Source organism: Asanoa sp. WMMD1127 (assembly GCF_029626225.1).
Classification (GTDB): domain Bacteria; phylum Actinomycetota; class Actinomycetes; order Mycobacteriales; family Micromonosporaceae; genus Asanoa.
In genome coordinates, this window is sequence record NZ_JARUBP010000001.1 from 5,216,949 (window position 1) to 5,243,618 (window position 26,670).

Consider the following 26,670-nt stretch of genomic DNA (forward strand, 5'->3'; position numbering starts at 1 on the left):
GCGTTGCGGATCATCCGGTGGGCACCCTAGTGTGACGCGATCGCGAATCGTACTCGCCGGTAGGAGTGAACGAGTAGACCATGGCTGCCGCTCCCGCTCATCACGTGCTGTTCCTGAACTGGCGCGACACGATGCACCCGGAGGGCGGGGGCTCCGAGGTCTACATCCAGCGCATGGCGGCCGAGATGGTCGCGCGCGGCTACCGGGCGACGATGTTCTGCCAGGCGCACGCCCACGCGCCCGCGCAGGAGACGAAGCCCGACGGCGTGCACGTCGTCCGGCGCGGCGGCCGGCACACGGTCTACCTGTTCGCCGCGCTGGTCTACCTGCTCGGCGCGGTCGGCGTGGGTCCGCTGTCGAGGGGCCGGCTCGGCCGGCCCGACCTGGTCGTCGACGTGTGCAACGGCCTGCCGTTCCTCAGCCGGCTCTGGTCCCGCCGCCCGGTCATCGCGTTGGTGCACCATGTGCACCGCGAGCAGTGGCAGGTGCTCTTCGGGCCGGTGCCCGCCCGGGTCGGCTGGTGGATCGAGTCGCGCCTGGCCGTCCGGGTCTACCGCGGCTGCCCCTATGTGACGGTCTCGGAGTCGACCCGCACCGAGCTCGCCGGCCTCGGCGTCGACGAGGGCGCGATCAGCATCGTGCACAACGGAACCCCGGCGGTCGTCGGCCCGCCCGTGCCGCGCACGGCCCACCCGAGTCTGGTCGTGCTCGGCCGCCTCGTGCCGCACAAGCGGATCGAGCTGGCGATGCGCACGGCCGCGCTGCTGTCGCTCGAGCTGCCGGGTCTGGAGCTGGTGATCGCCGGCCAGGGCTGGTGGGAGGCGCCCCTGCGGCGGCTGGCGGCCGACCTGGGCATCGAGGAGTGCGTCCGGTTCACCGGGTTCGTCAGCGAAGCGCACAAGCACGAGCTGCTGGGCGCTTCGTGGCTGGCCCTCGCGCCGTCGCTCAAGGAGGGCTGGGGCCTGACGATCGTCGAGGCCGCCGTGCACGGCACGCCGTCGGTCGCGTTCCGGTCGGCGGGCGGCGTCTCCGAGGCGATCCTCGACGGTCGGACGGGCGTGCTGGTCGACGACGAGGTGGACTTCCTGCGGGCCGTCCGCCGGCTACTGCGCGACGCGGACCGGCGCGCGGAGCTGGGCGTCGCCGCGCGCGACTACGCCCAGCGGTTCCGGTGGGAGGCCTCGGGGGCGGCGTTCGCCGAACTGGTCGCGGCCCAGCTTCCCGGGGAAGCTGAGCCGCACGACGCCCTGTCCCGCGAGCCGGAGCCCCTGCGGCGTCAGCGGGTGCCGTAGACCGTCATCGCGGGATCCTCGTCGACCTGTTCGGCGACGTGGTCCGCGGACGGGCTGACCGCACCCATCGTGGCGAAGATGCCGATGATGCCCAGCGCCGCACCGAGGACGGCGGCGACGACGAAAGTGGCCAGCTTGGCCATGGATACCCCTCCCCGGAACCGTGAGTGCGCGGACCGTATCACGGCTCCCGCCGCCCGCGCAGCACCGCGAAGGCACCAATGATCACGACGAGCGCCGCGAGCAGATGTGCGCCCACCGCCGGCCAGCGCCGGTCCTGGCCGGGCGGGGCCGCCGTGATCTGGTCGTTCTCCCACAGGGCCAGATATTCGCCGGCGTAGACCGGGCGCAGTCCGGAGAGGATGGTCGCGGGCAGGTCGACGCCCGGCTCCTGGCGGACGAGGACCCACCGCACCCCCAGACCCGCGACCGGCTGTCCCGCGTCCAGGGCGGCCCGCACCCGTGCGGCCCGCGGGTTCTCGCCGTCGACCATCACCGCGCCCACCCGCAGGGCGTCGTTCATCAGCACCGGCGCGTCGAGGTAGCGCGGCGCCGGGTCGCGGACGATCTGCCCCCGGTTCCACCGGTAGCGCTGGTAGCCCTCGAACGGCAGCGAGAGCACCTCTCCCGGCGCGGCGGCGACCCGCTCCGCCACGGCGTCCCAATCGGTCGGATAGCGCACCGGTCGCAACTGGCCGCCCGCGCCGAGCGCGAGGTCGGGCAGGATCGCCACGGGCAGCAGGGCGGCCGCGACCAGCGCCACCCGCCCCGCGCTGGGATCGAGGCGGCCGGCGAGCCGCTGGGCCAGCGCCTCGGCGCCGACGGCGAACGTGGCCGCGACCAGCACCGCGTACGGGATCAGGAACTTCTGCCCGTCGCGCAGCAGGCCGGCGCCGGGGACGGTGGCGACGAGCCACTCGAGGACGGGTGCACCCGGGCCCGTGCCGCCCAGCGCGACGACGAACGCGCCGGCGGCCAGCCAGGCCAGCCGCGCCGCGCCGCCCGGCCACCGCCGGCGCAGCGCGCGGAAACCCACCACGCAGACGGCGAGCAGGACGAGGGTGGCGATCGGAACGAGCGCCGACGAGCGGCTGGCCGGCACGGTCTGGGCGTTCCAGATTCCACCGGTGCCGGCCAGCGCGCCGGCGGCGCCGCTCCAGTTCTCCGACCGCGCCGCGAAGGCGGCAACGCCCTCGGGGTCCGAGCGACCACCGGCGGCGCTGGTCAACGCCGCCAGCACCCACGGCGAGCACAGCGCCGCGACCGCGCCGACGCCGAGCGCGGTCGACCGCCGCCACGCGGGGAAGCCACCCGGCAGCAGCACCAGCACGGTCGCCAGCGCGATCAGCCCGCCGGTCGGCGTCACCGCGGCGGGCGCCGCCGCCAGCACGAGTCGGCCCCACCCGCCGGGCCGGCCGGCGCGTACGTCCCGGACCGCCGTCACCAGCCACGGCAGCGCGGCGTAGGCCAGCAGCAGGCCCCATTGACCCAGCAGCAACCGCTCGGCGAGGTACGGCGTCCACGCGTACGCGAGGGCGCCCACGACCCGGGTGAGCGTCCGCTCGGTGGGCACCAGCCGCGCCATCCCCAGCGCCGCGAAGTAGACGATCGCCACCAGCACCACGCGCTGCAGCAGCCAGCCCGGGACGGCCAGGTTGGCCACGGACACCAGCGCGTCGAGCGGCACGGCCCGCGGAAGCTCGTCGGCCGGCGCGACCAGCTCCCAGCTCAACGGCTGCCGCGGCACGAACACCATGTCGTAGCGGAGCACGTAGCCGCTCGCGCCCAGCGGCGCGAGCACCACCGCCGTGATCGCGGCCGCGGTGGCGTGCGGCACGAGCCGGTTCGTCAGGCGCCGCACGGGCTATCCGGTCGGTTGCGGCACGAGCTCGCCGATCTCGATCTCGTCGGTGCAGAAGCTGGTGGCCGGGTCGGCCACGGCCAGTTCGACGGAGCTACCCCCACCGTGTACGAGCAGGAAGATCGCGTTGAGTCCCCGGTGCACGTCGAACGTGGTGGCGTCGCCCGCGCCCAGCCGGAACGTGCCGGTGGTGTCCCGGTCGCTGAGGTAGGCGATCCGGACCGCCTGCCAGTACTCGGTCACGGTGCCGGCCAGGGCGATCGTCGTCGTCCGCCCGCCGGTGATCTGGTAGCCGCAGCCCGGTTTCGGCCCCGGTCGGGCCTTGACGCCCTTGACCCACGCCGGCCGCACGTTGCCGGAGGAGTCGAAGACGTAGAGGTGCTGCGCCTTGGTCACGAAGACCGGGTCCTGGTCGAGCGGGGCGAAGAAGCGCGACTGCATGTTCCAGGGCGCGGATAGCGGGTCGACGATGCTCGGCGGCACCGGCTGGTCCATGAACACCGTGCCGGGAGCGGCGTTCTCCAAGCCGTCCCGGGCGGTCGTGAGGTAGTCCCGGCCGAGCTTGGACCCCCAGTCGGTGGCGAAGTCGATCCCGCTGTAGAGGCTGCTGGCCACGAGCAGGACCGTGCCGGTCGCGAGCGCCGCACCGAACGCGCGCGGGCGTGCCCGTACCGCCGCGGGCAGTTTGGTGGTCGCCTCGTCCTCGTCCTCGTCGATGCGGCGCAGGCCGCACAGGGCGACGCCGACACAGATCGCGGCGACGAGCAGCACGTCGGCGATGTAGCGGGGCACGAGGCCGGCGACGCCACTGAACGCCGAGCCGAGGCGGGTGGCGCCGATGAGACCGGCGGCGAACCCGGCGTAGAGCAGCAACAGCAGCCAGGCCCGCAGGGCCACGGTGCGGCGCAGCCACAGCGTGCAGACGACCAGCGCCGCCACGAGTACCCACGAGATCCACTGCAGCGTGACCGTCGGGGCGGCGACGGCCGGGCCGTCCGCGGCGTCGAGCCAGGTCCACGGTCCGCCGAGGAGCCCGGTCGTGAGCGACTGCCCGAAGAACTGCTGGGCGAACGTGCCCACCTCGGCGGCGGACAACGGTGGGCGCAGCGACGAGGTCGACCCCGTGAGGTAGAGGGCGAGGAACGCCAGCGAGATGCCCGTGAGCACCAGCCAGGCGGGCCACCAGCGCCGGATGGTCGTGAGCACCGCGCGGATCGGGTTGCCGGGCGCGTACAGGCAGGCGGTCAGCAGGAAGACCAGGGCCACCACCAGCAGCGACTTCTCGAAGAAGGCCAGGCCGAAGACCACCCACAGCCCGAGCGCCACCAGGTGCCGGCGTTGCCGGTCGCGGAGGTAGCGGACCTGGCTCGTCACCGCCATGATCATCGCGAGCTGCATCGGCAACAGGTTGAGGCCGACCGCCCACCAGGCGCTGACCTCGAGTGTCAACGGGTTGAACAGGAACAGGCACAGCGGCACGAGCAGGGCCCAACTGGGCGGCAGCATCAGCCGCAGCAGCCGATAGAACGCGATGCTCACCACGAGATTGCCGATGATCATCAAGGTGGCGTACGGCCAGTAGTCGAACTCGGTCAGCCGGTGCGTCACCCAGGTGACCAGCCGGCCCGCCGGCATCAGGTGGTTGTTGTAGAGCTCGAACAGATGGCCGGGGCTCAGGCGGCTGGCGTCGGCCTGGGAGATGATCGGGAAGTCGTCGGCCGTGAGATAGCCGCGGGTGGTGATCGCGGCGCGCCACGCGGCGCTCGCGACGATCAGCACGGCGGCGACCGCCCGCAGCGGATCCCGGACGATCCAGGTGGGGATCGCGACGGTCGCCGGCGTATCGGCCTCGGCCGCGGTGGCGCTCATCGGGATCCTTCCGGCCGGAACAGCACGAGGTTGACGTAGCGGGGCCACGGCGCGACCACCCGCCGCGCGAAGCTCTGCCGGACCCGGCCGACCGTCGCGCGCTGGTGGGCGACCAGGTCGAACTCCTCCAGCGGCAGCCACCGGTCACGCGGCAGCACGAAGGGCCGGTAGCCCCACTCCGCGAGCAGCGCGAGGACCGGCTCGATCGGCTGGATCCGCTCCTCGACCTCGACGAGCAGCAGGGGCCGGTCCCGCCGGACGGTCTGTTCGGCCCCGCGCAGGGCGGGCAGCTCGTGGCCCTCGACGTCGATCTTCATGAACCGCACGTCGGCCAGGTCGAGGCTGTCCACAGTCACCCGGCGGACGGTGGTGCCGACACCCGCGCCGCCCTCGATCGACGACGTGCCCACGCCGGAGCCGCCGGCCGGGAGCCAGAGCGTCGCGGCGCCGAGGTGGTCGGAGGCCGCCGCCTCGACGACCCGGACGTCGGGATAGGCGGTGGCGACCCGGTGAGCCAGGTCGGCGGCGGGCTCCAGCGCGACGACCCGGTCGGCGATCCGGCGCAGGCCGCGGGTCCACGGCCCGTACCAGGCGCCGATGTCGACCGCCGTCCCGCCGCGCGGCGCATAGGAGGCCAGCCGGGCGAGCTCGGGCTCGATCCGCGGGTAGACCGCTCGCACCGCGGCGCCCACCGCGCCGGCCGGCATGGCCGCGGCCACGCGCGTGCTGATCTGAGTTGACAGGGTGCCGGCCATGCCGGGGACCTTAGCCCCTGTCACGCGGGTGGGTAGACCCGAGGTTTCCTCACCAGTAACCTGCACAGGATCCGCGCCCGGCGGAGAGAAACTGTGAGGTCGCGATGGCAGCTGCGGAGACCGCGGTCGACGTGTGCGTCGTGGGCGGCTGCGGGCGGGTCGGCCTGCCGTTGGGCATCGCGCTGGCCTCGCGCGGGCTCTCGGTCGTGCTCTACGACATCGACGCCGCGGCCGTCGAGCTCGTCAACGCCGGCCGGTTGCCGTTCGCCGAGACCGGCGCCGGCGAAGCGCTGACCGCCGCGCTGGCCGCCGGCCGGCTGCGGGCCACGACGGCGGCGTCCAGCGTCGGCCTGGCCGACGCGCTGGTCGTGGTCGTCGGCACCCCCGTCGACGAGCACCTCAACCCCGACCTCGGCGCGGTGCCGCGCGCCCTGGAGCGCTGCGCCGAGCACCTGCACGACGGCCAGCTGGTCGTGCTGCGCAGCACGGTCTACCCCGGTGTCACCGCGTTGACCGAGAAGCTGCTGACGAGCAAAGGCCTCGCCGTCGACGTGGCGTTCTGCCCGGAGCGGATCGCCGAGGGCAGGGCGATGACCGAACTGTTCACGCTGCCGCAGATCGTCGCCGCCCGCACTCCGGGCGCGCTGGCCCGGGCCGGGCGGCTGTTCCGCCACCTCACCGACACGATCGTCGAGCTGGAGCCCGAGGAGGCCGAGCTCGCGAAGCTGTTCACCAACACCTGGCGCTACATCAAGTTCGCGACGGCCAACCAGTTCTGGATGATGGCCAACGACTTCGGGCTCGACTTCGCGCGCATCCGGCACGCTGTCGCCCACGAGTACCCGCGGGCCGCGGATCTGCCGATGCCCGGGTTCGCCGCCGGTCCGTGCCTGCTCAAGGACACGATGCAGCTGGCGGCGTTCAACCGCAACAACTTCGTGCTCGGCCACTCCGCGATGCTCATCAACGAGGGCCTGCCGCTCTATCTCGTCTCGCGGCTGGAGGACCGGTTCGACCTCGCGGAGCTGACCGTCGGCATCCTGGGCATGGCGTTCAAGGGCGGCAGCGACGATCCGCGCGACAGCCTGGCCTACAAGCTGCGCAAGATCCTGACGCTGAAGGCGCGCGAGACGTTGTGCACCGACCCCTACGTGGCCGACGACCGGTTCCTCCCACTCGACGACGTGCTCAAGCGGGCCGACCTGCTGGTCATCGCGGCGCCGCACCCCGACTACGGCCGGCTGGACACCGACAAACCCCTCGTCGACATGTGGGGCCTGACCGGACGGGGCGTGCGGGTGTGAACCCGCGGGTCACCGTCGTCATCCCGGTCTACAACGAGGGCGAGGCGGTCGTGCGGTGCCTCGACCGCATCCTGCGCGAGGTCATGCTGCCCGCCGAGATCCTCGTCGTGCACGACATGCCCGAGGACACCACGGTCCCGTACGCGGAGGAGATCGCTCTGCGGGATCCGCGGGTCCGGACGGTGCTCAACACGTACGGGCCCGGGCCGGCCAACGCCGTCCGCTTCGGCATCGACGCCGCCCGCGCGCCGGTCACGGTCGTCACGATGGCCGACGGCTGCGACGATCCCCGCCAGATCGACGACCTGGCCCGCCTCGTCGACCGTGGCGTCGTGGTCGCCGCCGCCTCCCGCTACATGCCCGGCGGCCAGCAGGTCGGCGGTCCCCGCTTCAAGCGGATGGCGTCGCGCTGGGCCGGTCGCAGCCTGCGACTGCTGGCCCGGGTCGGCACCCGCGACGCGACCAACAGCTTCAAGGCGTACGACACCGCGTTCGTCCGCGAGGTCGGCATCGAGTCCCGGGTCGGCTTCGAGATCGGGATCGAGCTGACCGCCAAGGCCACCCGCCTGCGCCTGCCCGTCGCGGAGGTCCCCACGATCTGGCTCGACCGCCAGCTCGGCGAGTCCCGCTTCGACGTCGGCCGGTTCCTGCCCAGCTACCTGCGGTGGTACTTCTTCGCGTTCGGGCCGCGGCTCACCGTCGAGCAGCTCGCGGCGCGGTGGGAGCGGATGCGCCCGGAGGTGCTGCCCGAGCAGGATCTCGACAACAGGAAGGCACGACCTCGTGGCTAAGGTGCTCGTCACCGGTTCGGCGGGTTTCATCGGCGGTTACCTGGTCGAGGAGCTGCTCGACCGGGGCCACTCGGTGGTGGGGCTCGACAACTTCTCGAAGTACGGCCCGGTGTCGCACGGCTACGACGACCACCCGCTCTTCTCGTTCGTGGAAGGCGATGCCCGCGACTCCGGCCTGCTGGCCGACCTGCTCGCCGACTGCGACCACTTCGTCGCGGGCGCCGCCATGATCGGCGGAATCTCCTACTTCCACGCGTACGCGTACGACCTGCTCGCCACCAACGAGCGGATCATGGCGGCCTCGTGCGACGCGGCGATCGCGGCCCACCGCGCCGGGCAGCTGCGCAAGGTCACCTACATCTCGTCGTCGATGGTGTTCGAGTCGACCGACCACTGGCCGAGCCGGGAGGGCGACGAGCGGCGCATCCCGCCGCCCGTGTCGTCGTACGGGTTCCAGAAGCTGGCGGTGGAGTATTGGGCGCGGGCGGCCTGGGACCAGCACGGGCTGCCGTACACGATCGTGCGGCCGTTCAACTGCGTCGGCGTGGGCGAGGGACGCGCGCTCGGGTCGGCGGAGGTGCTGTCGGGCAACGTCAAGCTGGCGATGTCGCACGTCGTACCCGACCTGGTGCAGAAGGTCCTCAAAGGACAGGACCCGCTGCACATCCTGGGCTCGGGCGAGCAGGTGCGGCACTACACCTACGGCGGCGACCTGGCCCGGGGCATCGTCACCGCCATGGAGCACCCAGCCGCGCACAACGACGACTTCAACCTCTCGACCGCGGAGTCGACGACCGTGCTGGCGCTGGCGGAGCTGATCTGGCGCAAGATCAAAGACCCGGACGTGCCGTTCCGCCACACCAGCGACGAGCCGTTCGCGCACGACGTCGCCAAGCGGGTGCCCGACGTCGCCAAGGCCCGCGAGGTGCTCGGATTCACGGCGACGACCACCCTGGATACGATGCTGGACGAGGTGATCCCGTGGATCACCCGCGCGGTGGCGGAGGGTCGGCTCTGAGCCGTGGCCGTCACACGGACCGTCGACGCCACCACGGCGTGACCTCGGTCGCGCGGCTCAGGTCGGGTTCGAAGGCGCGGACGCCGCTCGCGACACTGGAGGTTCCATGCCCAAGGGCTACTGGGTCAGCGTCTACCCCACCATCGAGGATCCCGAAAGTCTTGATGTCTACAACAGGCTGGCGGGTCTGGCCGTCGCGGCCGCGGGCGGGCGGGTGCTGGCGAGCATCGGCAGCCGGATCGAAGCACACGAAGCCGGAATAGCCGAGCGCGTCGTGCTGATCGAGTTCGACAGCTTCGAGCAGGCGGTCGCCGCACGCGCGAGCGCGGCCTACCAGGAGGCGCTGGCCGCGCTCCCCGACGGCTTCGAGCGCGACTTCCGCATCGTCGAGGGCCTCGACTGACGGGGACGCTGGCTCGGTCGTTCGCGGGCGATGACGGCAGTGGCTCAGGCCGAGGCTCGGCGGCCACGGCCGCTTCGCGTCGGCGGCGAGGTCGTCGCAGCGGACGACGAGCATCGGCTTGGCTTCCTGACGATGGTGAAGAGGGCCTCGACCCCCGATCTTCTCGAGGCCCTCTTCACGGGGTCGACGAACCGCACCCGCTCGGGGTGCGGGCGGGTCGGGTCCGGTCCCCGGTCCAGGCCGCTTCGAGGATGGCGGTCAGGCTGGCGGTGTCGGTCGGGCCGGGATGGTTCTGGATCAGGCGGGTGACGCCGGTGGCCATCTCCGCGAACCGGGGGAGGTCGGCCCGGGCCACGCCGATGTCCGCCAACGTCGGCGGGATGCCGATGTCGGCGAGGAGGTCGTCGAGCCAGGCCAGGAACCTGTCCGCGGCCTCGGCCTCCGAGGTGCCGGTCACGTCGAGCCCACACACCCCGGCGAGGATGGCCAACCGGTCGCCGATGGCATCCTTCGCCGCGGCCAGCGCGTAGGGGAGCAGCAGCCCGACGCCCAACCCGTGCGGCGTGTGGGTGGCCGCGCCGATGGGGTACTGGAGCGCGTGCGGCGCCGCGTTACCCGCATGGGCGAAGGCGAGCCCGGCGAGCATGGAACCGTACGACATGTCCGCGCGCGCATCGGTGTCGTGGCCGTCCCTGACGGCGCGGCGCAGGCTACGGGCGATCCGCTCCGCGGCCAGGAGCGCGTAGTGGTCGGTGATCGGGTTGCGGCCGAGGAAGACCTGCTCCACCGGGTCCCGCGGTCCATGGGCCCGGGGTCGGGCGGTGAAGCTCTCCACCGCGTGACAGAACGCGTCGATACCCGAGTGGGCGGTGACGGTCGCCGGGCAGGTGTAGGTGAGCTCGGGGTCGACGATGGCGAAGTCGGGCACGATGTGGACGCTCGAAACCCCCACCTTCAGCTCGCGTTCCGGGTCCGTCAACACCGAGACCGGTGTGAGCTCGGAGCCGGTGCCGGACGTCGTGGGGACGGCGACAAGGGGGACAGTCGGCCCCGGCACCTTCGACTCGCCGTAGAAGTCGCGCGGCGTCCCGCCGTGGCAGCGGATGACGCCGACGATTTTCGCGAGGTCGATCACCGTTCCGCCTCCGACGGCGAGGATCACGTCGGCGTCCACCTTCGCGGCGGCCGAGACGGCCAGGTCGACATCGGCGAGTGGCACGTCGGGGTTCGCGTCGGCGAACACCTCGACGGCCGCGACCCTGTCCCGCACGGCGGCCACGATCTCGGCCACTCCGGGCTGCGCTAGCAGCACCTGGTCGGTCACGATCAGCACCCGTGAGCCACACTCGGCGACCACCCGCGGGATGTTCTGCGCGACGCCTTCGCCCACGATCAGCTGGCGTGGTCCGCGGACCGTCTCGAGCATGTCAGTGCCCCCCGGGAAGCCGCAGGTCGATCGCCGCGTACGTGAGGTCGAGATACTCGAGGATGCCCTCGTGCGAACCCTCCTTGCCGATCCCGGACTGCTTCACCCCTCCGAACGGCGCCGACGGGTCCGAGATCAGGCCGCGGTTGATGCCGACCATCCCTGTTTCCAGGCCTTCGACGAACCGGAGCGCCCGTTGGAGGTCGCGGGTGAAGACGTAGCCGACCAGGCCGTGCTCGGTGTCGTTGGCCTTCGCCAGCACCTCGTCGTCGGACGTGAACGAGATGATCGGGGCCACAGGGCCGAAGATCTCCGCCTGCAGCATCCGCGCGTCGTCCGGCACGTCGACCAGGACGGTGGGCGGGTAGAAGTGCCCCGGCCCGGCCGTTCGCGCGCCGCCGACCAGGACCCGCGCCCCGCGGTCGACGGCGTCGGCGACGAGCTCGTCGATCTTGGCGACCGAGGGTTCGTCGATCAGCGCTCCGACGTCCACGCCGTCGTCGAGACCGTGACCCATCGACAGCGCGGACATCCGCTCGGCGAAGCGCGCCGTGAACTCCGCGCGCACCGGCTCCTCGACGTAGATCCGGTTGGCCGCGATGCACGACTCCCCGATGTTGCGCATCTTGGCCACCATGGCGCCGTCGAGCGCGACGTCCAGGTCCGCGTCGGCACAGACGATCAGGGCGGCGTTACCACCGAGTTCCATGGACGTACGCAGCACGTTGTCCGCGGCCTGGCGCAGCAGCACCCGCCCGACCTCGGTCGACCCGGTGAACGAGAGCTTGCGGGTGCGACGGTCGGCCAGCAGGGCCGAGACCACCTCGCCGGGGCGCCTGGTGGTCACCACGTTGACGACGCCCGGGGGGACGCCGACCTCCTCCATGAGGCGGGCCAGGAACAGCATGGTGAGCGGCGTCTGCGCGGCGGGCTTGGTGATCGTCGTGCAGCCCGCCGCCAGCGCGGGAGCGATCTTGCGGGCGCCCATGGCCAACGGAAAGTTCCAGGGCGTCACGAAGACGCACGGTCCGACCGGCTTCGGCACGGTGAGAATGCGGTATCCACCTCCCGGAGCGGTGCTGTAGCGCCCCTCGACGCGTACCGCCTCCTCGGCGAACCAACGGAAGAACTCGGCGCCGTAGGCCACCTCCGCCCGCGCCTCGGCGAGCGGCTTGCCCATCTCGAGCGTGATCAGCCGGGCCAGCGCCGCGGACCGCTCGGTCAGTGCCCGGTGCGTCGCGGTCAACAGCTCCGACCGTTTCCGCGGCGGGGTCGCCGCCCACTGCGCCATCGCCTCGGTCGCCGCGTCCAGGGCGGCGAGCCCGTCGACGACGCCGGCGTCCGCCACCTGGGCGATGGTCTTGCCGGTGCCCGGGTCCTCGACGGCGAAGGTGGCGCCGTTCGCGGCGTCGCGCCAGGCGGCGCCGATCCGGAGCCGCCGGTGCTCGGGGGCCAGCACGTCCATGGGGTCACTCATCGCGTCGGCTCCTGTGAAGTCTGTCAACGCCCGGCCCCGGACAGCGACACCCCGGTGTCCGCGTCGAACAGGTGCGCCCGGTCGAGGTCGACCGTGACCAGCAGGCGGTCGCCCGGCGTGCCGGTGGCGGTGGGTCGTGCCTTGACCTTGAGGATCGCCGTGCCCACCCGGACGTCGACCACCGTCCGGTCGCCGAGCGGCTCGAGCCCGTAGAGCTCTCCCGACAACGACGCGTCTCCGCGCTGCTCGACGGACAGGTGCTCCGCGCGCAGGCCCAGCACGAGGGGACGACCGTCCTGCGCCGTGCTCCAGCGGGGCCGCGGCAGCGTCCAGCCTTCCGCACCGACCAGACGATCACCTTCGGCGTGGCAGGCGAGCAGGCTGATCGGCGGGCTCCCGATGAATCCCGCGACCCACTGGTTGGCCGGACGCTCGTACACCTGCGTCGGCGTGCCGACCTGTTGCACCTTCCCCTCCTTGAGGACCGCGACCTGGTCGGCCATCGACAGCGCCTCGACCTGGTCGTTGGTCACGTAGACGAAGGTCGCGCCGAGGCTGCGGTGGATGCGGGTGAGCTCGGTGCGCATCTCGACGCGGAGCTTGAGGTCGAGGTTCGTCAGCGGCTCGTCCATGAGGAACGCGCGGGGGCTGCGGACCAGCGCCCGGGCCAGCGCCACGCGCTGCATCTCGCCGCCCGACAACTGTGCGGGCCGCCGCTGCAGCAGCCGTTCGATGTGCAGCAGGCTCGCCATCCGCTCTACGGCGGCGGCGATCTCGCCGGCGGAGCAGCGACGGGCCCGCAGCGGGGAAGCGATGTTCTCGTACGCCGTGTGTCGCGGGTAGAGGGCGTAGCTCTGGAAGACCATGGCCAGGTCGCGCGCGGCCGGGGTGTCGCCGGTCGCGTCCCGCCCGTCCAGGTGCACCGACCCGGCGTCGAGCTTCTCGAGGCCGGCGATCGCGCGCAGCGTCGTGGTCTTGCCCGCCCCGGACGGCCCGAGCACGACGAAGAACGACCCGTCCGGCACGTCCAGCGTGACTCCGTCCAGGGCCTGGACCTTGCCGAAGGACTTGCGCAGCCCGTGCACCGCCACGGTTCCCATCAGGCCACCAGCTCTTCCGTGCTCGCGTCGTAGACCACCGGGATCCCGCCGGTGTGCCGCAGCCCCACACCGTCGTCAGCGGCGAACCGGCCGGTCGGTGGCATCCGAACCCGTACGTCGCCCTGGCCGCCGTGGTCGACGACGTAGATGATCTCGTCGCCCAGCCACTCCGCCGAGACGACACGGGCCGGGACCGAACCGTCCGCGCCGGGCGCGGTCACTTCCAATGCCTCCGGCCGGACGCCGGCCAGCAGGGAACGGCCCAGCGGCACGCCGGACGGTGGCGCAAGGACCAGCCCGCCTTTGCTGCGCAGCTTCCCGTCCTCCACCTCCACCTCGATCAGGTTCATCGGGGGCGAGCCGATGAATCCGGCGCAGAACAGGCTCGCCGGACGGTCGTAGACCTCCAGCGGTGTGCCGATCTGCTCGACGCGGCCGTTGTTGAGGATGGCGATCCGGTGCCCGAGCGACATCGCCTCGACCTGGTCGTGGGTGACGTAGACCATCGTGGTCCCCAGCTCACCCTGGAGGTGCTTGATCTCCGTGCGCATGTCCGCCCGCAGCTCGGCGTCCAGGTTGGTCAGTGGCTCGTCCATGAGGAAGGCCCGCGGTCGTCGCACCAGCGCGCGCGCCAGCGCGACGCGCTGCTGTTCGCCGCCGGACAGCCGGCGCGGCCGTCGGTCCAGCAGCGGGCCGAGCCGCATCAGCCGGGCGGCCTCGTCGACCCGCGCGCGCACCTCCGCCTTGGGCAGACCCTCGGCCCGCAACGGGAACGCCAAATTGTCGCGGGTACGCAGATGCGGGTAGAGCGCGTAGAACTGGAACACCATCGCGATGTCGCGCTCGGCCGGCGGCAGGTCGTTGACCAGCGTGTCGCCGATGCGGATGTCGCCGGTCGTCTGCCGCTCCAGGCCGGCGATGGCTCGCAGCGTGGTGGTCTTGCCGCAACCGGACGGGCCGAGCATCACGAACAGCTCGCCGTCGCCGACGGACAGGTCTACGTGGTCGACCGCGACCGTCCCGTCCGGGTAGCGCTTGTGCAGGGCGGTCACCTCGATGCCGGCCATCAGCGTCGCACCGCCCCGAGCGTCACACCGGCGACGAGATGCTTGCGCACCAGATAGGCGAAGACGAGCACCGGTAGGGCGAACACGACGGAGGAGGCGGCGACGAGACCCCAGTCCACAGTGGTGCCGCCGATTAGGCCCGCGATGGCGGGTGGCGCCGTGCGCACCTCGTCGCTGGAGGTGAGGAAGATGGCGAACACGAACTCGTTCCACGAGAAGATGAGCGCGAACACCGCCGTGGCGGCGATGCCGGGCACGAGCAGGGGCAGGGTGAACTTCCGGAACGCCTGCAGGCGGGTGTAGCCGTCGAGCATCGCGGCATCCTCGTACTCCGCCGGCACCTCGTCGACGAATCCCTTCATCATCCAGATGGTGAACGGCAGGTTGAACGCGGCGTAGATGAGGATCAGGCCGAGCTCGGTGTCGATGAGTCCGACCTGTCGGTACATCAGGAAGATCGGGATGACGACCACCACGGGCGGCATGAAGCGGGTGGACAGGATGAAGAACAGCTGGTCCTTCTTGGCCTTCACCGCGAAGCGTGAGTAGGCCCAGGCCGCCGGGACGCCCAGCACGGTGGCCAGCAGCGTGGAGACCCCGGCGACCACGACGGAGTTGAGGAACGAGACCGACAACCCCGAGCGACCGCCGCCGGACGCGACGAACACGTCCTTGAAATGGTCCATGGTGAAGTCGAAGTCGAAGAACTTGGCCGGAATGGCGTAGACGTCACGGTTCTCCTTGATGGACGTCTCGACCATCCAGAGCACGGGAAAGAGCATCACGACGGCCAGTACGGTCAGCAGCGCGATCTCCACAACGGAGCGGCCCCGGCCGCCGCGGCGACGCGCGGGAGGGGTGCGGTCCCGGACCGGTTCAGGGGACACGGTCTCGTTGACGGAGACGCCCATCAGTCCTCCTTGAGCTTGTTCAAGTAGCGCAGGTAGAGCTGCGTGAGGACGATGACGACGAGGACCATGAGGATCCCGTACGCCGAGGCCGTTCCGGTGTTGAAGCCCAGGAACGCGACCTTGTAGACGTGGAACGACAGCGTCTCGGTGGAGACGCCCGGACCGCCGTTGGTGAGGATGTAGACGAGGTCGAACAGGCGGAAGGCCTCGATGGCCCGGAACAGCACGGCGATGAGCAGCAACGGCCACACCAGTGGCAGCGTGATGGTGCGGAACCGGAACCACTCGGACGCCCGGTCGATCGAGGCGGCCTCGTAGAGGTACTTGGGAACCGCGGTGAGGCCGGCGAGCGCGATGAGCATGATGAACGGCGTCCACTGCCAGGTGTCGACCACGATCAGCGAGACCAACGCCGTCCGCTGCCGGGTGAGCCACTCCACCTGCCCCAGGCCGAGCGAGCCGAGCATGCTGTTGACCACGCCGAACTGCGCGTCGAGCATGAACCGCCAGAACAGCCCGACCACGACCGGCGACAGCATCATCGGCACGAGGAACACCGTGGTCAGCAACCCGCGGCCGTGCGTGCGTCGCGAGATCAGGTAGGCGATCGCGAAACCGAGCACGGTCTGCAGGCCGACGGCGCCGACCACGTAGATCAACGTGGTCAGCGCCCGCTGGTGGACCTGCGCCGAGGCGAGGACGGCAGTGTAGTTCCCGAACCCGACCCAGCGGGCCGGACCGCCGCGGGTGGCCGAGTAGTCGGTGAACGACAGGTACAACGCCCACAGCAACGGGAACACCGACATGGCGAGCAACAGCAGCAGCGCGGGGGAGATGAAGGCCACCGCGAGCCCGCGGTCGCTCAACCGGCCGGACCGACCCGGTGCGGGCGGCGCCGCGGACGCCGCCTGCACCGGGTGGTCGGTGGTCGCGGTGACGGGGTCACTCACAGCCCGCCGCCGCCCTTGCTGCTGGAGTCGAGCACGCTCTGCTGCTGCTTGGCGATCTCGTCAAGGGCCTCCTTGGGGCTCTTGGCTCCGTTGAGAGCGGCGTTCACATTGGTGTTCTCGATGTCGACGAGGCGCGCGTACTCGGGCACGTTCCACATGTCCCGCATCCGCGACACCGAGTCGGCGTACACCTGGTTGAACGGCCCGGCGTTGAGGAACTCGGGCGACTCCAGGGCGTCCGTACGCGACGGCACGCCACCGGCCGCGGCCCACTTCTTCTGGATGTCAGGCTGTTCGAACCACTTCATGAAGTTGAGGGCCTCCGCCTGGTTCGCCTCAGCGGCGTAGGCCGACACGTGCATCCCCATGCCGCCGAGCGGGACCAGGTTCGTCTTCTGGCTCGGCAGGGTGGCGAAGCCCAGCTTGTCGAGGATCTGCTCCCGCGTGGTGCCGAGCGTCGACTGCTTCGGGTCGAGCAGGCCGCCGCTCGCGGCGATCCAGTTGAACGCGATGCAGGCCTTGCCCTGGGCGACCGCCGCGTTCACCTCGTCGATGAACCAGTTGCCGGAGCCCGTCGCGGTCAACGGCTTCATCTTGTTGACCAGGACGTCCATCGCCTCCTGGCCCGCGGCGTCGTTGAGGACGCCCTCGATCTTGCGCGCCTTGGCGTCCCAGAGGTTGCCGCCGTAGACGCCGTTGACCGTGTTGTAGGTGACGGCCGCGGCGTCGGAGCCGTTGGCCTGGTGGAAGGCCAGCCCGCTGACCCCGGGGTTGTCCTGCTGGCACTTCGCGGCGACTGAGATCATCTCGTCCCAGGTCTGCGGTGGCTTGTCGCCGATCAGGTCCTTGCGGTAGATCATCGTCCAGGTGTCGCCGAGCAGCGGAAGTCCGTAGAGGCTGGCGTTCTCGTCGCGCTGGCCGGTCTCCGCCTGGGGGAACTGACCATAGGCAGCCAGGAGGTACGGGTTGTAGGCGTTGACGTCGATGTTGTTCTTGACGAAGTCGGTGATGTCGAGGATGTTGCCGTTCGTCACCGCCTCGCCGATGTGTTGTGAGTCCAGGATCGCGATGTCGAAGTCGGTCTTGCGCGCGGCGAACTGGGTGAACATCGCGTCGTGCCAGTTCGCGTTCGGCACGGTGTTGACTTTGACGGTCACGTTTGGACGGTCCTTTTTGTACTCCGCGTTCGCGAAGGCCTCCAGCGCCTGGGCGGGCGGCCATTCGAACCAGATGAAGCTGAGGGTGAGCGGGTCCTTGGTGAGCTCCGGGATGGTCGCCGGCGCCTTGGGGGCGCTCGCCTGGCCGCCGCCGTTCTCGCTGTCGCCGCACGCCGCCACGGTCGTGGCCACCAGCAGCATGGCCGCCGTCGCCAGGCGCGCCTTTCGACCGGGAGCGGACAGTCGTCCTGTTCGCTGGGGATACCGCATCTTTGCCCTGCTTTCTGGGTGGGGACGTCTAGAGCCTCGCTACGTGCTTCGCCGAGCAGGTGCCGGCGGCGTTCGGGCTTGTTCGCAGGGCCGACCTAGGGGCCGGCGGCCCGACCGACCGCGCCGCGACGTACGGGTATCGGATGGCGGGCATCCGTCAGTTTTCCTATACGATTTCCCTGGGGGCGTCAGAATGCCGCAGCGTTGTGACTGATGTCAACAGTTCGCGAACACGCCGGAGAGGACCTCAGGTCACGATGGACGACGAAGCGATGACCGCGCCGGGCCGCCGGGTCGTGCCGGGCGGACTGCCGCCGGGAAGATCTGGCGGCCGGCTGGCCGACGAGGTCTACGACACCCTCCTCGGGCAGCTGATGTCGCTGCGGATCGAGCCTGGCTCCCGCGTCACGATCGACGTCCTGGCGCGTGAGCTGGGAGTCTCGCAGACGCCGATTCGAGACGCGCTGAATCGCATGGAGGCCGAAGGCCTGGTCGTGCGGGTGCCGCACGCCGGCTACCGCATCCCTCCCCAGATCACCCGCGCCCGATTCGAGGACATGGTGGAGGTCCGCCTGCTGCTCGAGCCGGCGGCGGCGCGCAGATCCGCCGAACGCGCCTCCTTGGCGCAGGTGGCCGGCCTGCGCCGGATGCTGGAGGAGATGGCGGAGCTGGAGGGCGGCAGCGGGCTCATGGCCTACGGCGCCTTCGGGCTACGCGACGCCGCGTTTCACGATCTTGTCGCCCTGAGCGCGGAGAACCAGGTCATCCGGGAAGTGCTTGCTCGCCTGCACAGCCACGTGCACCTGTTCCGGCTGCACCACGACACCCAGGTCACGCACCTGGCCATGGCCGAGCACGAGGAGGTCGTGGCGGCGATCGCCGCGCGCGACCCGGACGCCGCCGCCTACGCGATGCGTCGACACATCCTGCGGTCCGGCGAGCGTTTTCGGCGGTTCTTCGACGAGGTCGAGCACGCGGACGCGGTGCCGGCAGAGGGTTGACGGGCGGGCTGGGCGCGGGAATGCTGATCGGATCGGATTGGATCCGCCTCACCCGGCCCCTGACGCGAGGAGAAGAAGGTGCCCAGAGCACTGCTCCTGACCGGCGATGCCGCCGAGGAGCTCGACACCATGTACCCCTACTACCGCGTGCAGGAGGGCGGCTGGGACGTCGACGTCTCGTCCCGGACCATGCGCGACGTGCAACTGGTCATCCACGAGTTCGACCCCAACTCCGACGCATACGTGGAGAAGAACGGCCGGAAGCTGCCGGTCGACGTGCCGTGGGCCGACGTCGACGTCGAGCGCTACGACGCCCTCATCATCCCCGGCGGGCGTGCCCCCGAGTGGATCCGCGTCGACGCGGATGTCCGGCGCATCACCGAGCACTTCTTCGCGCGCAACCTGCCCATCGCGCTCGTCTGTCACGGCGCCCAGGTGCCAGCGGTCTACGGGCTGCTGAAGGGTCGAAAGACAGCGTGCTTCCCGCCCATCACCGGTGACATGGAGAACGCGGGTGCGACGGTCATCGACGCTCCCGACGTCGTGGACGGCAACCTCGTCTCCTGCCGAGGCTGGCCCGACATGCCGCAGTTCGGCCGGGCGATGATGGAGCTCTTCGCGAAGTCCGTCAACTCCGCATGAGCCCGCCGGGCCTGGCCCGGACGGTCACAGTGGACGGTTCGCCCGTCCACGTCCTCGACAGCGGCGCCGGGCCCGCCGTGCTGATGCTGCACGGCTCCGGACCCGGCACGACCGGCGCCGGTGCCTGGGCGACGACGGCCGAGGCGCTCGGCCCGTCCTGGCACGTGGTGGCTCCGGACCAGGCGGGTTTCGGCGGCACGCCGGTCCCCGCCGGCGCCGGCCGGGGTGGGCTCCGGCTGTGGACGGAGCAGGCCGCGGGTCTGATGGACACGCTGGGCGTCGGGAGTTACGCCGTCGTGGGTCACTCCATGGGCGGCGCCGTGGCGCTGGCGTTGGCCGCCGCGCACCCCCAGCGGGTCACCCGGGTCGTGGCGGTCTCGACGATGGGCGCCCCCGGAGCGCCGCTGTCCGCCGCGCTCGACGCGATCTGGGCCGCCCCCGCCGGCCAGCCGGGGGCACGGGACATGCTCAGTCGCCTCGTCCTCGACCAGGCGCTGGTGACCGACGCGGCCGTCGAGGCGCGTGCGGCCGCGATGCGAGCGGGGGCGGCCGCGTACGCGTCGTTGTTCCCTCCACCCAGGACCCGGTGGGTCGAGGACCTCACCCTCCCGGCGCGGACGCTCGCGGCGATCCGCGCGCCCGTGCTGCTCGTCCACGGGGCCGACGACCCGGTCACCCCGCTCGGGACGGCGGCCCTGCCGCTGCTCGAACACCTGGCCGATGTCCGTCTGCACGTGCTCGGCCGATGTGGACACGTACCGGCGATCGAGCAACCGCACGAGTTCAGGCAACTCCTGTCGTGGTTCCTCGGGGCCGGTGGGGGTTACTGACCTGCTCCTTCGGCGCGTGCGCGGTCCGCCCGTTCCGCCGGCGTGGCGTCGGCTGGCTCCTGGCGGCGGCTTACCACGTAACCGAAGGCCGCCGCGGTGAAGAACATGACGATGCCGTAGACGGCGGCCGGGATCGCGATCCGGGTGTTGTCGAGCAGTGCGGGGCTGACCGCGATGGCGATGGCCAGCGTGCTGTTGTGGATGCCGATCTCCATGCCGGCGGCGATCGACTCGGGCTTGCCCATGCCGGCCAGCCGCGGTGCGCCGTACCCGATGGCGAGGCTGATGAGGTTGAAAATCAGGACGATGGCGCCGACGGCGACGAAGTAGTCCGCGAGGTTGGCGCGCTCGTTGAGGATGGCGCCGGCGATGACCGCGACCAGCAGGACCGCCGAGAGGATCTTGACGGGCTTGGCGAGGCGGTCGGCGAAGGCGGGGAAGCGTGACCGGATCACCATGCCGAGCGAGACCGGGACGAGGACGATGGCGAAGACCTGCAGGACCTTGTCGAACTGGAGCCCGACCGCCTGGCTGTCGGGTCGGAAGTAGTCGGTCGACAGGTTGACGACCACCGGCAGGGTCACGACCGCCAGGACCGAGTTGACGGCCGTGAGGGTCACGTTGACCGCGACGTGGCCGCCGAAGAGGTGGCTGTAGAGGTTCGCGGTCGTGCCGCCGGGTGACGCGGCGAGCAGCATCATCCCGACTGCCAACTCAGGCTCCAGGCCGAAGGCGAGGACGAGCCCGAAGCAGACCGCGGGCAGGACGACGACCTGGCAGACGAGGGCGATGAGCATGAGCAAGGGGTACGCGGCGACGCGCCGGAAGTCGGCGACCGACAGCCCGAGCCCGAGGCCGAGCATGACGATCGCCAGAGCGATCGGGAGCCCCACGGTGGTCAGCCAGGAATCCATGCACGGATTCTGGCCGCCAGGTGGGCCGCTGACCATCCACTGGATCGACGATCTTGCGTGCTACTGGCGCTGACCGGCCCGCGACCCGGTCGAGGGGCGCGGGCCGGCCGGAGCGTCGCTCAGCCGCGCAGGCTCCACTGCTGGTTCGTGCCACCGTGGCACGACCAGAGGTGGAGCTTCGTGCCGTTGGCCGTGCCGTTGCCGCTCGCGTCGAGGCACAGCCCGGACAGCGCGCTGGTGATGGTGCCGTTGCTGTTGACGTTCCACTGCTGGTTGGTCTGACCGTTGCAGTCCCAGATGATGGCCGCGGTGCCGTTGGTGGTGCCGTTGCCGCTGGCGTCCAGGCACTTGTTGCCGTACACCGTCAGCTGCCTGCCCGACGTGTGGGTCCACCGCTGGTTCGGGCCGCCGTTGCAGTCCCAGAGCTGCGCCTGGGTGCCGTTGGTCGTGCTGGCGTTGGGGATGTCGACGCACCGCTGCGAGGCGCCGCCGACGATCGTCACGCTCTGCGGGTTGGTCGAGCCGCCGCCCTGCGGGCCCGCGGCGGCCATGACCGCCTGGGCGCCCGAAGGCCAGTTGCCGTTGGTCACGGTGACGTTGCCGGACACCACGTTGCCGCGGTCGCCGTTGGTCACGTTCGTGCTGCCGTTGGTCGACCAGTTGTTGGTGACCGTGAAGTTGCCCATGTTCTCCGCGAACCAGTAGTTGGCCGTCGCCCACGTGCCGGTCGAGGAGAACACGTTGGTGCGGGCCGTGTAGTAGCGCGAGCCCTCGTCGAAGTAGATACCGAAGTAGCCGTTGGTCCGCAGGCAGTAGTTGTCGCTGATCAGCCCGCCGGGATTGGCCGACAGTGTGTAGATGCAGCCGCCGTCGTTCATCTGCTGCATCACGTCGTGCACGTAGTTGCCGACCAACCGGTTGTTGGCTGCCGTCGTCGCGGTCGTGTAGCGCGGCTGGTAGTTGTAGAGACCCCGGTCGGCGTAGTGGTTGCTGCCGCCCGCGTCGTTGGAGCCCCAGCCGTAGCCGATGGACATCCCGGTGTACGGCATGTTGTAGACCTCGTTGTGCGAGATCGTGGCCGTGTTGACGTACGTCGTGAGCACCGAGACGATGCCGCGGTACTCGATGCCCAGGTCGTGCAGGCGGTTGTCGCTGATCGTGATGTCCCGGTTGACCATCCGCTGGTCGCTCGGGTGGTGCGCGTCGGCGCGGACGCCGCCGACCACGATGCCGCCGGCGGCGCTGCGGGCGATCTCCGACCGGGTGACGGTGATGTTGCTGGCGCCCAGGCCCACGCCGCTCGTGTGCCCGTTGGCGTCGTTGCCGATGCCGATCGCGGTCTGCCCGAGGTTGAGGAACCTGGAGTCGCTGAACGTGATGGTGTTTGCCGCCGAGACCTGGACGGCGGCCGGCATCTGCTGCCAGTTGGGCCGGGTGGCCTCGAACTGCGGGCAGCCGTTGTGGCACGAGCTGAAGCTGGGCCAGCTCCAGTTGCCGGCGATGTACGCGCCGGTCTGCTGGTCGACGTAGCCCTGGTTGCTGCTCGCGCCGAGCCAGCTCGTGCCGGTGAAGGTGATGCCGCGCATGGCGATGTGGTGGGCGGGCGCGGCGTAGGTGCCGCCGATGTTCACCAGCGACGCCAGGGTCGGCAGCTCCACCGGGACACTGCTCATGTTCTGACCGCTGAGCGGGATGTACGACAGCGCCCCGGTCCCTGGATCGAGGTGCCACTCGCCCGGCGCGTCGAGGAACTCGTAGGCGTTGCTGAGGTAGAGCGGCCCGGCGCGGTGCGGGCTGGTGAAGGTGTCGTACCCGAAGTTGTTGTTGCTCCAGCCCGGTTGCTGCATCGTGATCATGTTGCCGCTGATGTTCTGCACCGACACGTAGCGGTCCGTGAAGGAGTTGACGCTCTCCATCTGCACCCGGCTCTTGTTGGCCAGGTTGTTGAGATAACCGAGGGCCGGGTTGGTGAAGCTGAGCCCGGTGCTGGACGCGGTGAAGTCGGCCCGGTTGACCTGGGTGCGGGCCCGGGCGGCGAGCGCGCCGTTGACATAGAGCTGGCGGCTGTCGATGCCGGCGCCGACGTTGGCGCGCCAGATGTTCCTACCGGAGTCCACAAGCGACCATCCGGTGACGGCGCGCGCGCCGCTGATCACGGGCTGGGCGGACGGCGCTGCCTGCCAGGTGACCGTCCAACCGTTGGTGCCGGAGTCGGCGGCGGTGAACCGCAGCGGCGTGGTGAGCCGGTAGGTCCCGCCGGCGAGCTGCACGACGATGTCGCCGGTCATCGCGCCGGCCAGGGAGCGCACCCTGGTCTGGGCGGCGGACAGCGAGCACGGTTGGGCGGCTGTGCAGGCGGTGTCACCGCCGGACGGCGCGGCGTAGAGGGTCGTGGTGGCGGCCAGGGCGGGGGCGGCCGGGCCGAGGAGGACGAGGGACGCGGCGGTGAGACCGGTGGCCGCCGCCGCGGACGCCAGCCGGCGGACGGCGGCGCGTGGGGATCCGAACATGGGACCTCCTGGTGCGTTCTGGGACGGGAAGGCGGTGCCGGCCTCCGCGGGGATCACCCGCGAGCCGCACCCCCGGCGATGCGGGCCTGGTCGGCGGCGTGGTCCTCTCCGATGCACTCGTAGTAGCCGAAGAGCGTGTGTCCTCCCATCAGCGGCCCAGCCAGCCGCCGTCGACGGGGAGGACGATGCCGTTGACGTAGTCGGACGCCGGCGCCGCCAGGAAGACCGTGGCGCCGGCCAGGTCGTCGGGTCGACCCCAGCGGCCCGCTGGGATCCGCGCCACGATCGCCTGGCCGCGGGCCGGGTCGTCGCGCAGCGCCTGGGTGTTGTCGGTCGCGACGTAGCCCGGCGCGATCGCGTTGACGTTGACGCCGTGCGCGGCCCACTCGTTGGCCAGCGCCTTGGTGAGCCCGGCCAGACCCGACTTCGAGGCCGTGTACGCCGGGACGGTGATGCCGCCCTGGAAGCTCAGCAGGGAGGCGGTGAAAATGATCTTTCCGTGGCCCCGGTCGAGCATCCGGCGGCCGATCTCCCGGCTGAGCACGAACTGGCTGCTGAGATTCACCTCCAGCACGTGGTCCCAGAGGTCGTCGCCGTGGCTGGCCGCCGGCGCGCGGGCGATGGTGCCGCCGTTGTTGACCAGGATGTCGATCGGCCCGAGCGCCGCGACCTCCCGGGCCAGCCGGTGCACGTCGCCGCGGTCGGCCAGGTCGGCCCGCAGGGCGGTGAACCGGCGTCCGGCCGCGCGCACGCGCCGTTCCACCTCGCTCCCGGTCGCCTCCAGCCGCGCGGACACGCCGACGATGTCAGCGCCAGCCTCGGCCAGTGCGGTGGCCATGGCCAGGCCGATGCCGCGCCGGGCGCCGGTCACCACCGCGGTCCGCCCGGACAGGTCGAACAGTCCGGTCACCGGCCGGCCTCCCGCCAGTCGAGCAGGACCTTCATGACGCCCCCGCCCTGCTCGAGGGCCGCGAACGCGGCGTCGACGGCCGCCACCGGCTCCACCCGTGAGATCAACCGCTGCACGGGAACCGCGCCCGAGGCCACGAGCCGGACGGCCTCGGCCATGTCCTCACGCTGGTAGAGCCGGGCGCCCAGCAGGTCCAGCTCCCGCCAGAAGAACCGGTGCAGGTCGACGGGCCGCGGTTGGGGATGGATGGCCACCAGGACGAGCCGGCCCCGGGTGGTCAGCACGGCGACCGCCGTGCCCACCCCGCCGGCCGAGCCCGACACCTCGAACGCCACGTCCGCGCCGGCGCCCGCGGTGCGCTCGTCGACCAGCGCGACGACATCGGTGGCGCCGGGGTCGACGGCATCGATGCCCACCCCGGCGGCGACCGACCGCCGGAAGGGGTCCGGCTCCACCAGGAGAACCCGGGCGCCGCGACCCTGTGCCACGGTGGCGATCAGCACGCCCACCGGTCCGCCGCCGACCACGACGACGTGCTCGCCCGCGCCGACGCTGGCCCGCCGGACGTCGTGCACCGCGACCGCGACCGGCTCGACGAGCGCCGCCCGGTCGAGCGGCAGGTCGTGCGGGAGCGGTAACACCAGGTCCGCCGGAATTGTCCACGACGCCTGCATGGCGCCCGGCGAGTCGATGCCGAGGAAGTTCATGGCGTGGCAGACGTGCGACTGCCCGCGCCGGCAGGCGACGCACCGCCGGCAGACTCGGGTCGGCATGACAGTGACCGGCTGCCCGACGCGATGGGCGCTGACGCCCTCGCCGACCTCGGCGATCCGCCCCGACATCTCGTGCCCGATGACCGCGGCGTCGCCGACCCGGGCGTCCATGTCGCCGTGGAAGATGTGCAGATCCGTGCCACAGATCCCGGTGTACGCGACGGCGATGCGCACCTCGCCCGGCCCGGGCGCGTCCACCGGCCGCTCCTCGACCACGAACCGCCGCGCGCCACGGTAGACCACCGCCTTCACCGGACCACCTCGTTGCGGGAGGAGGCGGCCGTGGCCGGCGCGTGCGTCGCCGCCAGAAGCCGGCGACCGGCCGCCGCCGGCCGCACGTTGGGCGTGGCGGGGTTGTTGCCGTCGACGTAGCGGGCCGAGGCCGCGACGGCGGCCTCGTCGATCGCCAGCCCGAGCCCGGGGGAGTCGCCGAGCACGAAGGCGCCGTCCTCGACGGAGACGTCGACCGAAACCCCCACCGGTGGCGCCAGGTCCTGCAGCTCGCTGGAGATGTGGTTGGGCACCGCCGTGGCCGCGTGCAGCAGCCCGATCGGCGTCGTGCCGATGGGGCTGACCGGCAGGTCGTACGCGTGGGCCAGCGCGGCGACCCGCAGGAAGTGGGTGATGCCCCAGACCGCGGCGGTCTGGACGACGTCGACCGCCCCGGCGGCGACGAGCGGGCGGAACTGTTCGAGCCCTGTGAGGTTCTCGCCCGTGGCCACCGACGCCTGGACGCCCCGGCTGACCGCGGCGAGCCCTTCGGCGTCCCACCGTCGCACCGGCTCCTCGACCCAGGTGAGGTCCAGGCCGCGCTCGATCTCGCGGACGTGGCGCACGGCCTGCTTGCGGGTCCAGCACTCGTTGGCGTCGAGCATCAGGGCCGGCCGTCCGGCGCCGTGGGCCGCGGCCAGCACGTCCCGGACCAGCAGCAGCCGGCGCAGGTCGTCGTCGACGTCCAGACCGCCCTTGAGCTTGGCCGCCCGCAGCCCGCGCTCGGCGTATCCCTTGTAGACGGACGCAAGCTCGTCGTCGGTCAGGCTGATGTCGAGGCCCGACGCGTACGCCGGGACGGTGCGGTCCCGGCCGCCGAGCATGCGCCACAGCGGTTCGCCGGCCGCCTGTGCCTTGATGTCCCACAGGGCCGTGTCGAGGGCGCCGATGGTTCCGAAGACCCCGCCGGCGTGACCGGCCTTGAACGTCTGCCGGAGCATGCGGTCGTACAACGCCGCGACGCCGCGCGGGTCCTGGCCCTCGATGGCCGGGAAGACGGCGTTGACGTGGGCGTGCGGCCCCAGCCCGATGCCGGTGATGCCCTCATCGGTGTCGACCATGATGATCGGCACCGGGACACCACCGTCGGCGAAGACGCCGTTGGCGTCGCCGACGGCGCGGCCCCACTCGTGGACCGTCGTCAGCGTGCGAAATCCGGTGATGCGCAT

General features: G+C 71.3%; 24 protein-coding genes. 8 read left to right on the forward strand and 16 right to left on the reverse strand.

What is annotated here, in order from left to right:
- Nucleotides 1-80: 80 nt before the first annotated feature.
- Nucleotides 81-1,292: a glycosyltransferase family 4 protein gene (locus tag O7635_RS24965; protein WP_278082891.1), complete on the forward strand. Its 1,212-nt coding sequence runs from the start codon at nt 81-83 to the stop codon at nt 1,290-1,292.
- Here O7635_RS24965 and O7635_RS24970 read toward each other — a convergent pair.
- From O7635_RS24970 to O7635_RS24985, 4 genes are read right to left on the reverse strand one after another with little or no spacing between them, the layout of a single operon-like run.
- The gene (locus tag O7635_RS24970; protein WP_278082892.1) at nt 1,277-1,435 is read right to left on the reverse strand and encodes a hypothetical protein; all 159 of its coding nucleotides are present in this window, start codon (nt 1,433-1,435) and stop codon (nt 1,277-1,279) included. The two genes, O7635_RS24965 and O7635_RS24970, sit on opposite strands and share 16 nt — an antisense overlap.
- Nucleotides 1,436-1,473: 38 nt before the next feature.
- A complete protein-coding gene (locus O7635_RS24975; RefSeq protein ID WP_278082893.1) occupies nt 1,474-3,153 on the reverse strand; it encodes a hypothetical protein in 1,680 nt (559 codons plus the stop codon).
- Between the two features lie 3 nt (nt 3,154-3,156).
- The gene (locus O7635_RS24980) at nt 3,157-5,022 is read right to left on the reverse strand and encodes a hypothetical protein (RefSeq protein WP_278082894.1); all 1,866 of its coding nucleotides are present in this window, start codon (nt 5,020-5,022) and stop codon (nt 3,157-3,159) included.
- Nucleotides 5,019-5,777 (reverse strand): FkbM family methyltransferase, encoded by a 759-nt coding sequence (locus tag O7635_RS24985; RefSeq protein WP_278082895.1) that lies wholly within the window; start codon nt 5,775-5,777, stop codon nt 5,019-5,021. Before O7635_RS24985 ends, O7635_RS24980 begins: the two co-directional genes overlap by 4 nt.
- 104 nt (nt 5,778-5,881) lie before the next feature.
- Here O7635_RS24985 and O7635_RS24990 point away from each other — a divergent pair, with 104 nt between their 5' ends.
- The 4 genes from O7635_RS24990 (at nt 5,882) to O7635_RS25005 (ending at nt 9,293) form a co-directional block, all read left to right on the forward strand.
- The gene (locus O7635_RS24990) at nt 5,882-7,081 is read left to right on the forward strand and encodes a nucleotide sugar dehydrogenase (RefSeq protein WP_278082896.1); all 1,200 of its coding nucleotides are present in this window, start codon (nt 5,882-5,884) and stop codon (nt 7,079-7,081) included.
- Nucleotides 7,078-7,872, forward strand: a complete 795-nt coding sequence (locus O7635_RS24995) for a glycosyltransferase family 2 protein (RefSeq protein WP_278082897.1) — start codon at nt 7,078-7,080, stop codon at nt 7,870-7,872. Before O7635_RS24990 ends, O7635_RS24995 begins: the two co-directional genes overlap by 4 nt.
- On the forward strand, nt 7,865-8,890 hold the full coding sequence (locus O7635_RS25000) for an NAD-dependent epimerase/dehydratase family protein (RefSeq protein ID WP_278082898.1): 1,026 nt from the start codon (nt 7,865-7,867) through the stop codon (nt 8,888-8,890). The genes O7635_RS24995 and O7635_RS25000 overlap by 8 nt, the downstream gene beginning before the upstream one ends.
- Nucleotides 8,891-8,996: 106 nt before the next feature.
- The gene (locus O7635_RS25005; protein WP_278082899.1) at nt 8,997-9,293 is read left to right on the forward strand and encodes a DUF1330 domain-containing protein; all 297 of its coding nucleotides are present in this window, start codon (nt 8,997-8,999) and stop codon (nt 9,291-9,293) included.
- A 175-nt stretch (nt 9,294-9,468) separates the two neighbouring features.
- Here the strand turns inward: O7635_RS25005 and O7635_RS25010 are convergent, their stop codons facing one another.
- Genes O7635_RS25010 through O7635_RS25040 form a run of 7 tightly spaced genes read right to left on the reverse strand, consistent with a single transcriptional unit; the run spans nt 9,469 to nt 17,582 of the window.
- Nucleotides 9,469-10,719 (reverse strand): iron-containing alcohol dehydrogenase, encoded by a 1,251-nt coding sequence (locus O7635_RS25010; RefSeq protein WP_278082900.1) that lies wholly within the window; start codon nt 10,717-10,719, stop codon nt 9,469-9,471.
- Nucleotide 10,720: 1 nt separating this feature from the next.
- A complete protein-coding gene (locus O7635_RS25015; RefSeq protein WP_278082901.1) occupies nt 10,721-12,196 on the reverse strand; it encodes an NAD-dependent succinate-semialdehyde dehydrogenase in 1,476 nt (491 codons plus the stop codon).
- A gap of 23 nt (nt 12,197-12,219) precedes the next feature.
- Complete coding sequence (locus tag O7635_RS25020; protein WP_278082902.1) at nt 12,220-13,296, reverse strand: ABC transporter ATP-binding protein; 1,077 nt, start codon at nt 13,294-13,296, stop codon at nt 12,220-12,222.
- The gene (locus tag O7635_RS25025) at nt 13,296-14,363 is read right to left on the reverse strand and encodes an ABC transporter ATP-binding protein (protein ID WP_278082903.1); all 1,068 of its coding nucleotides are present in this window, start codon (nt 14,361-14,363) and stop codon (nt 13,296-13,298) included. The genes O7635_RS25020 and O7635_RS25025 overlap by 1 nt, the downstream gene beginning before the upstream one ends.
- Nucleotides 14,363-15,274, reverse strand: a complete 912-nt coding sequence (locus tag O7635_RS25030) for a carbohydrate ABC transporter permease (RefSeq protein WP_278082904.1) — start codon at nt 15,272-15,274, stop codon at nt 14,363-14,365. Before O7635_RS25030 ends, O7635_RS25025 begins: the two co-directional genes overlap by 1 nt.
- Nucleotides 15,274-16,224, reverse strand: coding sequence for a sugar ABC transporter permease (locus tag O7635_RS25035; protein WP_278082905.1), 951 nt, complete (start codon nt 16,222-16,224; stop codon nt 15,274-15,276). The genes O7635_RS25030 and O7635_RS25035 overlap by 1 nt, the downstream gene beginning before the upstream one ends.
- Nucleotides 16,221-17,582, reverse strand: coding sequence for an extracellular solute-binding protein (locus tag O7635_RS25040; RefSeq protein ID WP_278082906.1), 1,362 nt, complete (start codon nt 17,580-17,582; stop codon nt 16,221-16,223). Before O7635_RS25040 ends, O7635_RS25035 begins: the two co-directional genes overlap by 4 nt.
- A 212-nt stretch (nt 17,583-17,794) precedes the next feature.
- Between O7635_RS25040 and O7635_RS25045 the strand changes: the two genes are divergently transcribed.
- From O7635_RS25045 to O7635_RS25055, 3 genes are all read left to right on the forward strand, one after another.
- Nucleotides 17,795-18,652 (forward strand): GntR family transcriptional regulator, encoded by an 858-nt coding sequence (locus O7635_RS25045; RefSeq protein WP_278082907.1) that lies wholly within the window; start codon nt 17,795-17,797, stop codon nt 18,650-18,652.
- A gap of 78 nt (nt 18,653-18,730) precedes the next feature.
- A complete protein-coding gene (locus O7635_RS25050) occupies nt 18,731-19,294 on the forward strand; it encodes a DJ-1/PfpI family protein (RefSeq protein ID WP_278082908.1) in 564 nt (187 codons plus the stop codon).
- On the forward strand, nt 19,291-20,124 hold the full coding sequence (locus O7635_RS25055) for an alpha/beta hydrolase (RefSeq protein ID WP_278082909.1): 834 nt from the start codon (nt 19,291-19,293) through the stop codon (nt 20,122-20,124). The genes O7635_RS25050 and O7635_RS25055 overlap by 4 nt, the downstream gene beginning before the upstream one ends.
- Here the strand turns inward: O7635_RS25055 and O7635_RS25060 are convergent.
- From O7635_RS25060 to O7635_RS25080, 5 genes are all read right to left on the reverse strand, one after another.
- On the reverse strand, nt 20,118-21,038 hold the full coding sequence (locus O7635_RS25060) for a bile acid:sodium symporter family protein (RefSeq protein WP_278082910.1): 921 nt from the start codon (nt 21,036-21,038) through the stop codon (nt 20,118-20,120). The genes O7635_RS25055 and O7635_RS25060 overlap by 7 nt on opposite strands.
- A 119-nt stretch (nt 21,039-21,157) precedes the next feature.
- Complete coding sequence (locus tag O7635_RS25065; protein ID WP_278082911.1) at nt 21,158-23,548, reverse strand: RICIN domain-containing protein; 2,391 nt, start codon at nt 23,546-23,548, stop codon at nt 21,158-21,160.
- Nucleotides 23,549-23,696: 148 nt separating this feature from the next.
- Nucleotides 23,697-24,458, reverse strand: coding sequence for a 2-dehydro-3-deoxy-D-gluconate 5-dehydrogenase KduD (kduD, locus tag O7635_RS25070; RefSeq protein WP_278082912.1), 762 nt, complete (start codon nt 24,456-24,458; stop codon nt 23,697-23,699).
- Complete coding sequence (locus O7635_RS25075) at nt 24,455-25,483, reverse strand: alcohol dehydrogenase catalytic domain-containing protein (RefSeq protein ID WP_278082913.1); 1,029 nt, start codon at nt 25,481-25,483, stop codon at nt 24,455-24,457. The genes kduD and O7635_RS25075 overlap by 4 nt, the downstream gene beginning before the upstream one ends.
- Nucleotides 25,480-26,670, reverse strand: coding sequence for a mandelate racemase/muconate lactonizing enzyme family protein (locus O7635_RS25080; protein ID WP_278082914.1), 1,191 nt, complete (start codon nt 26,668-26,670; stop codon nt 25,480-25,482). Before O7635_RS25080 ends, O7635_RS25075 begins: the two co-directional genes overlap by 4 nt.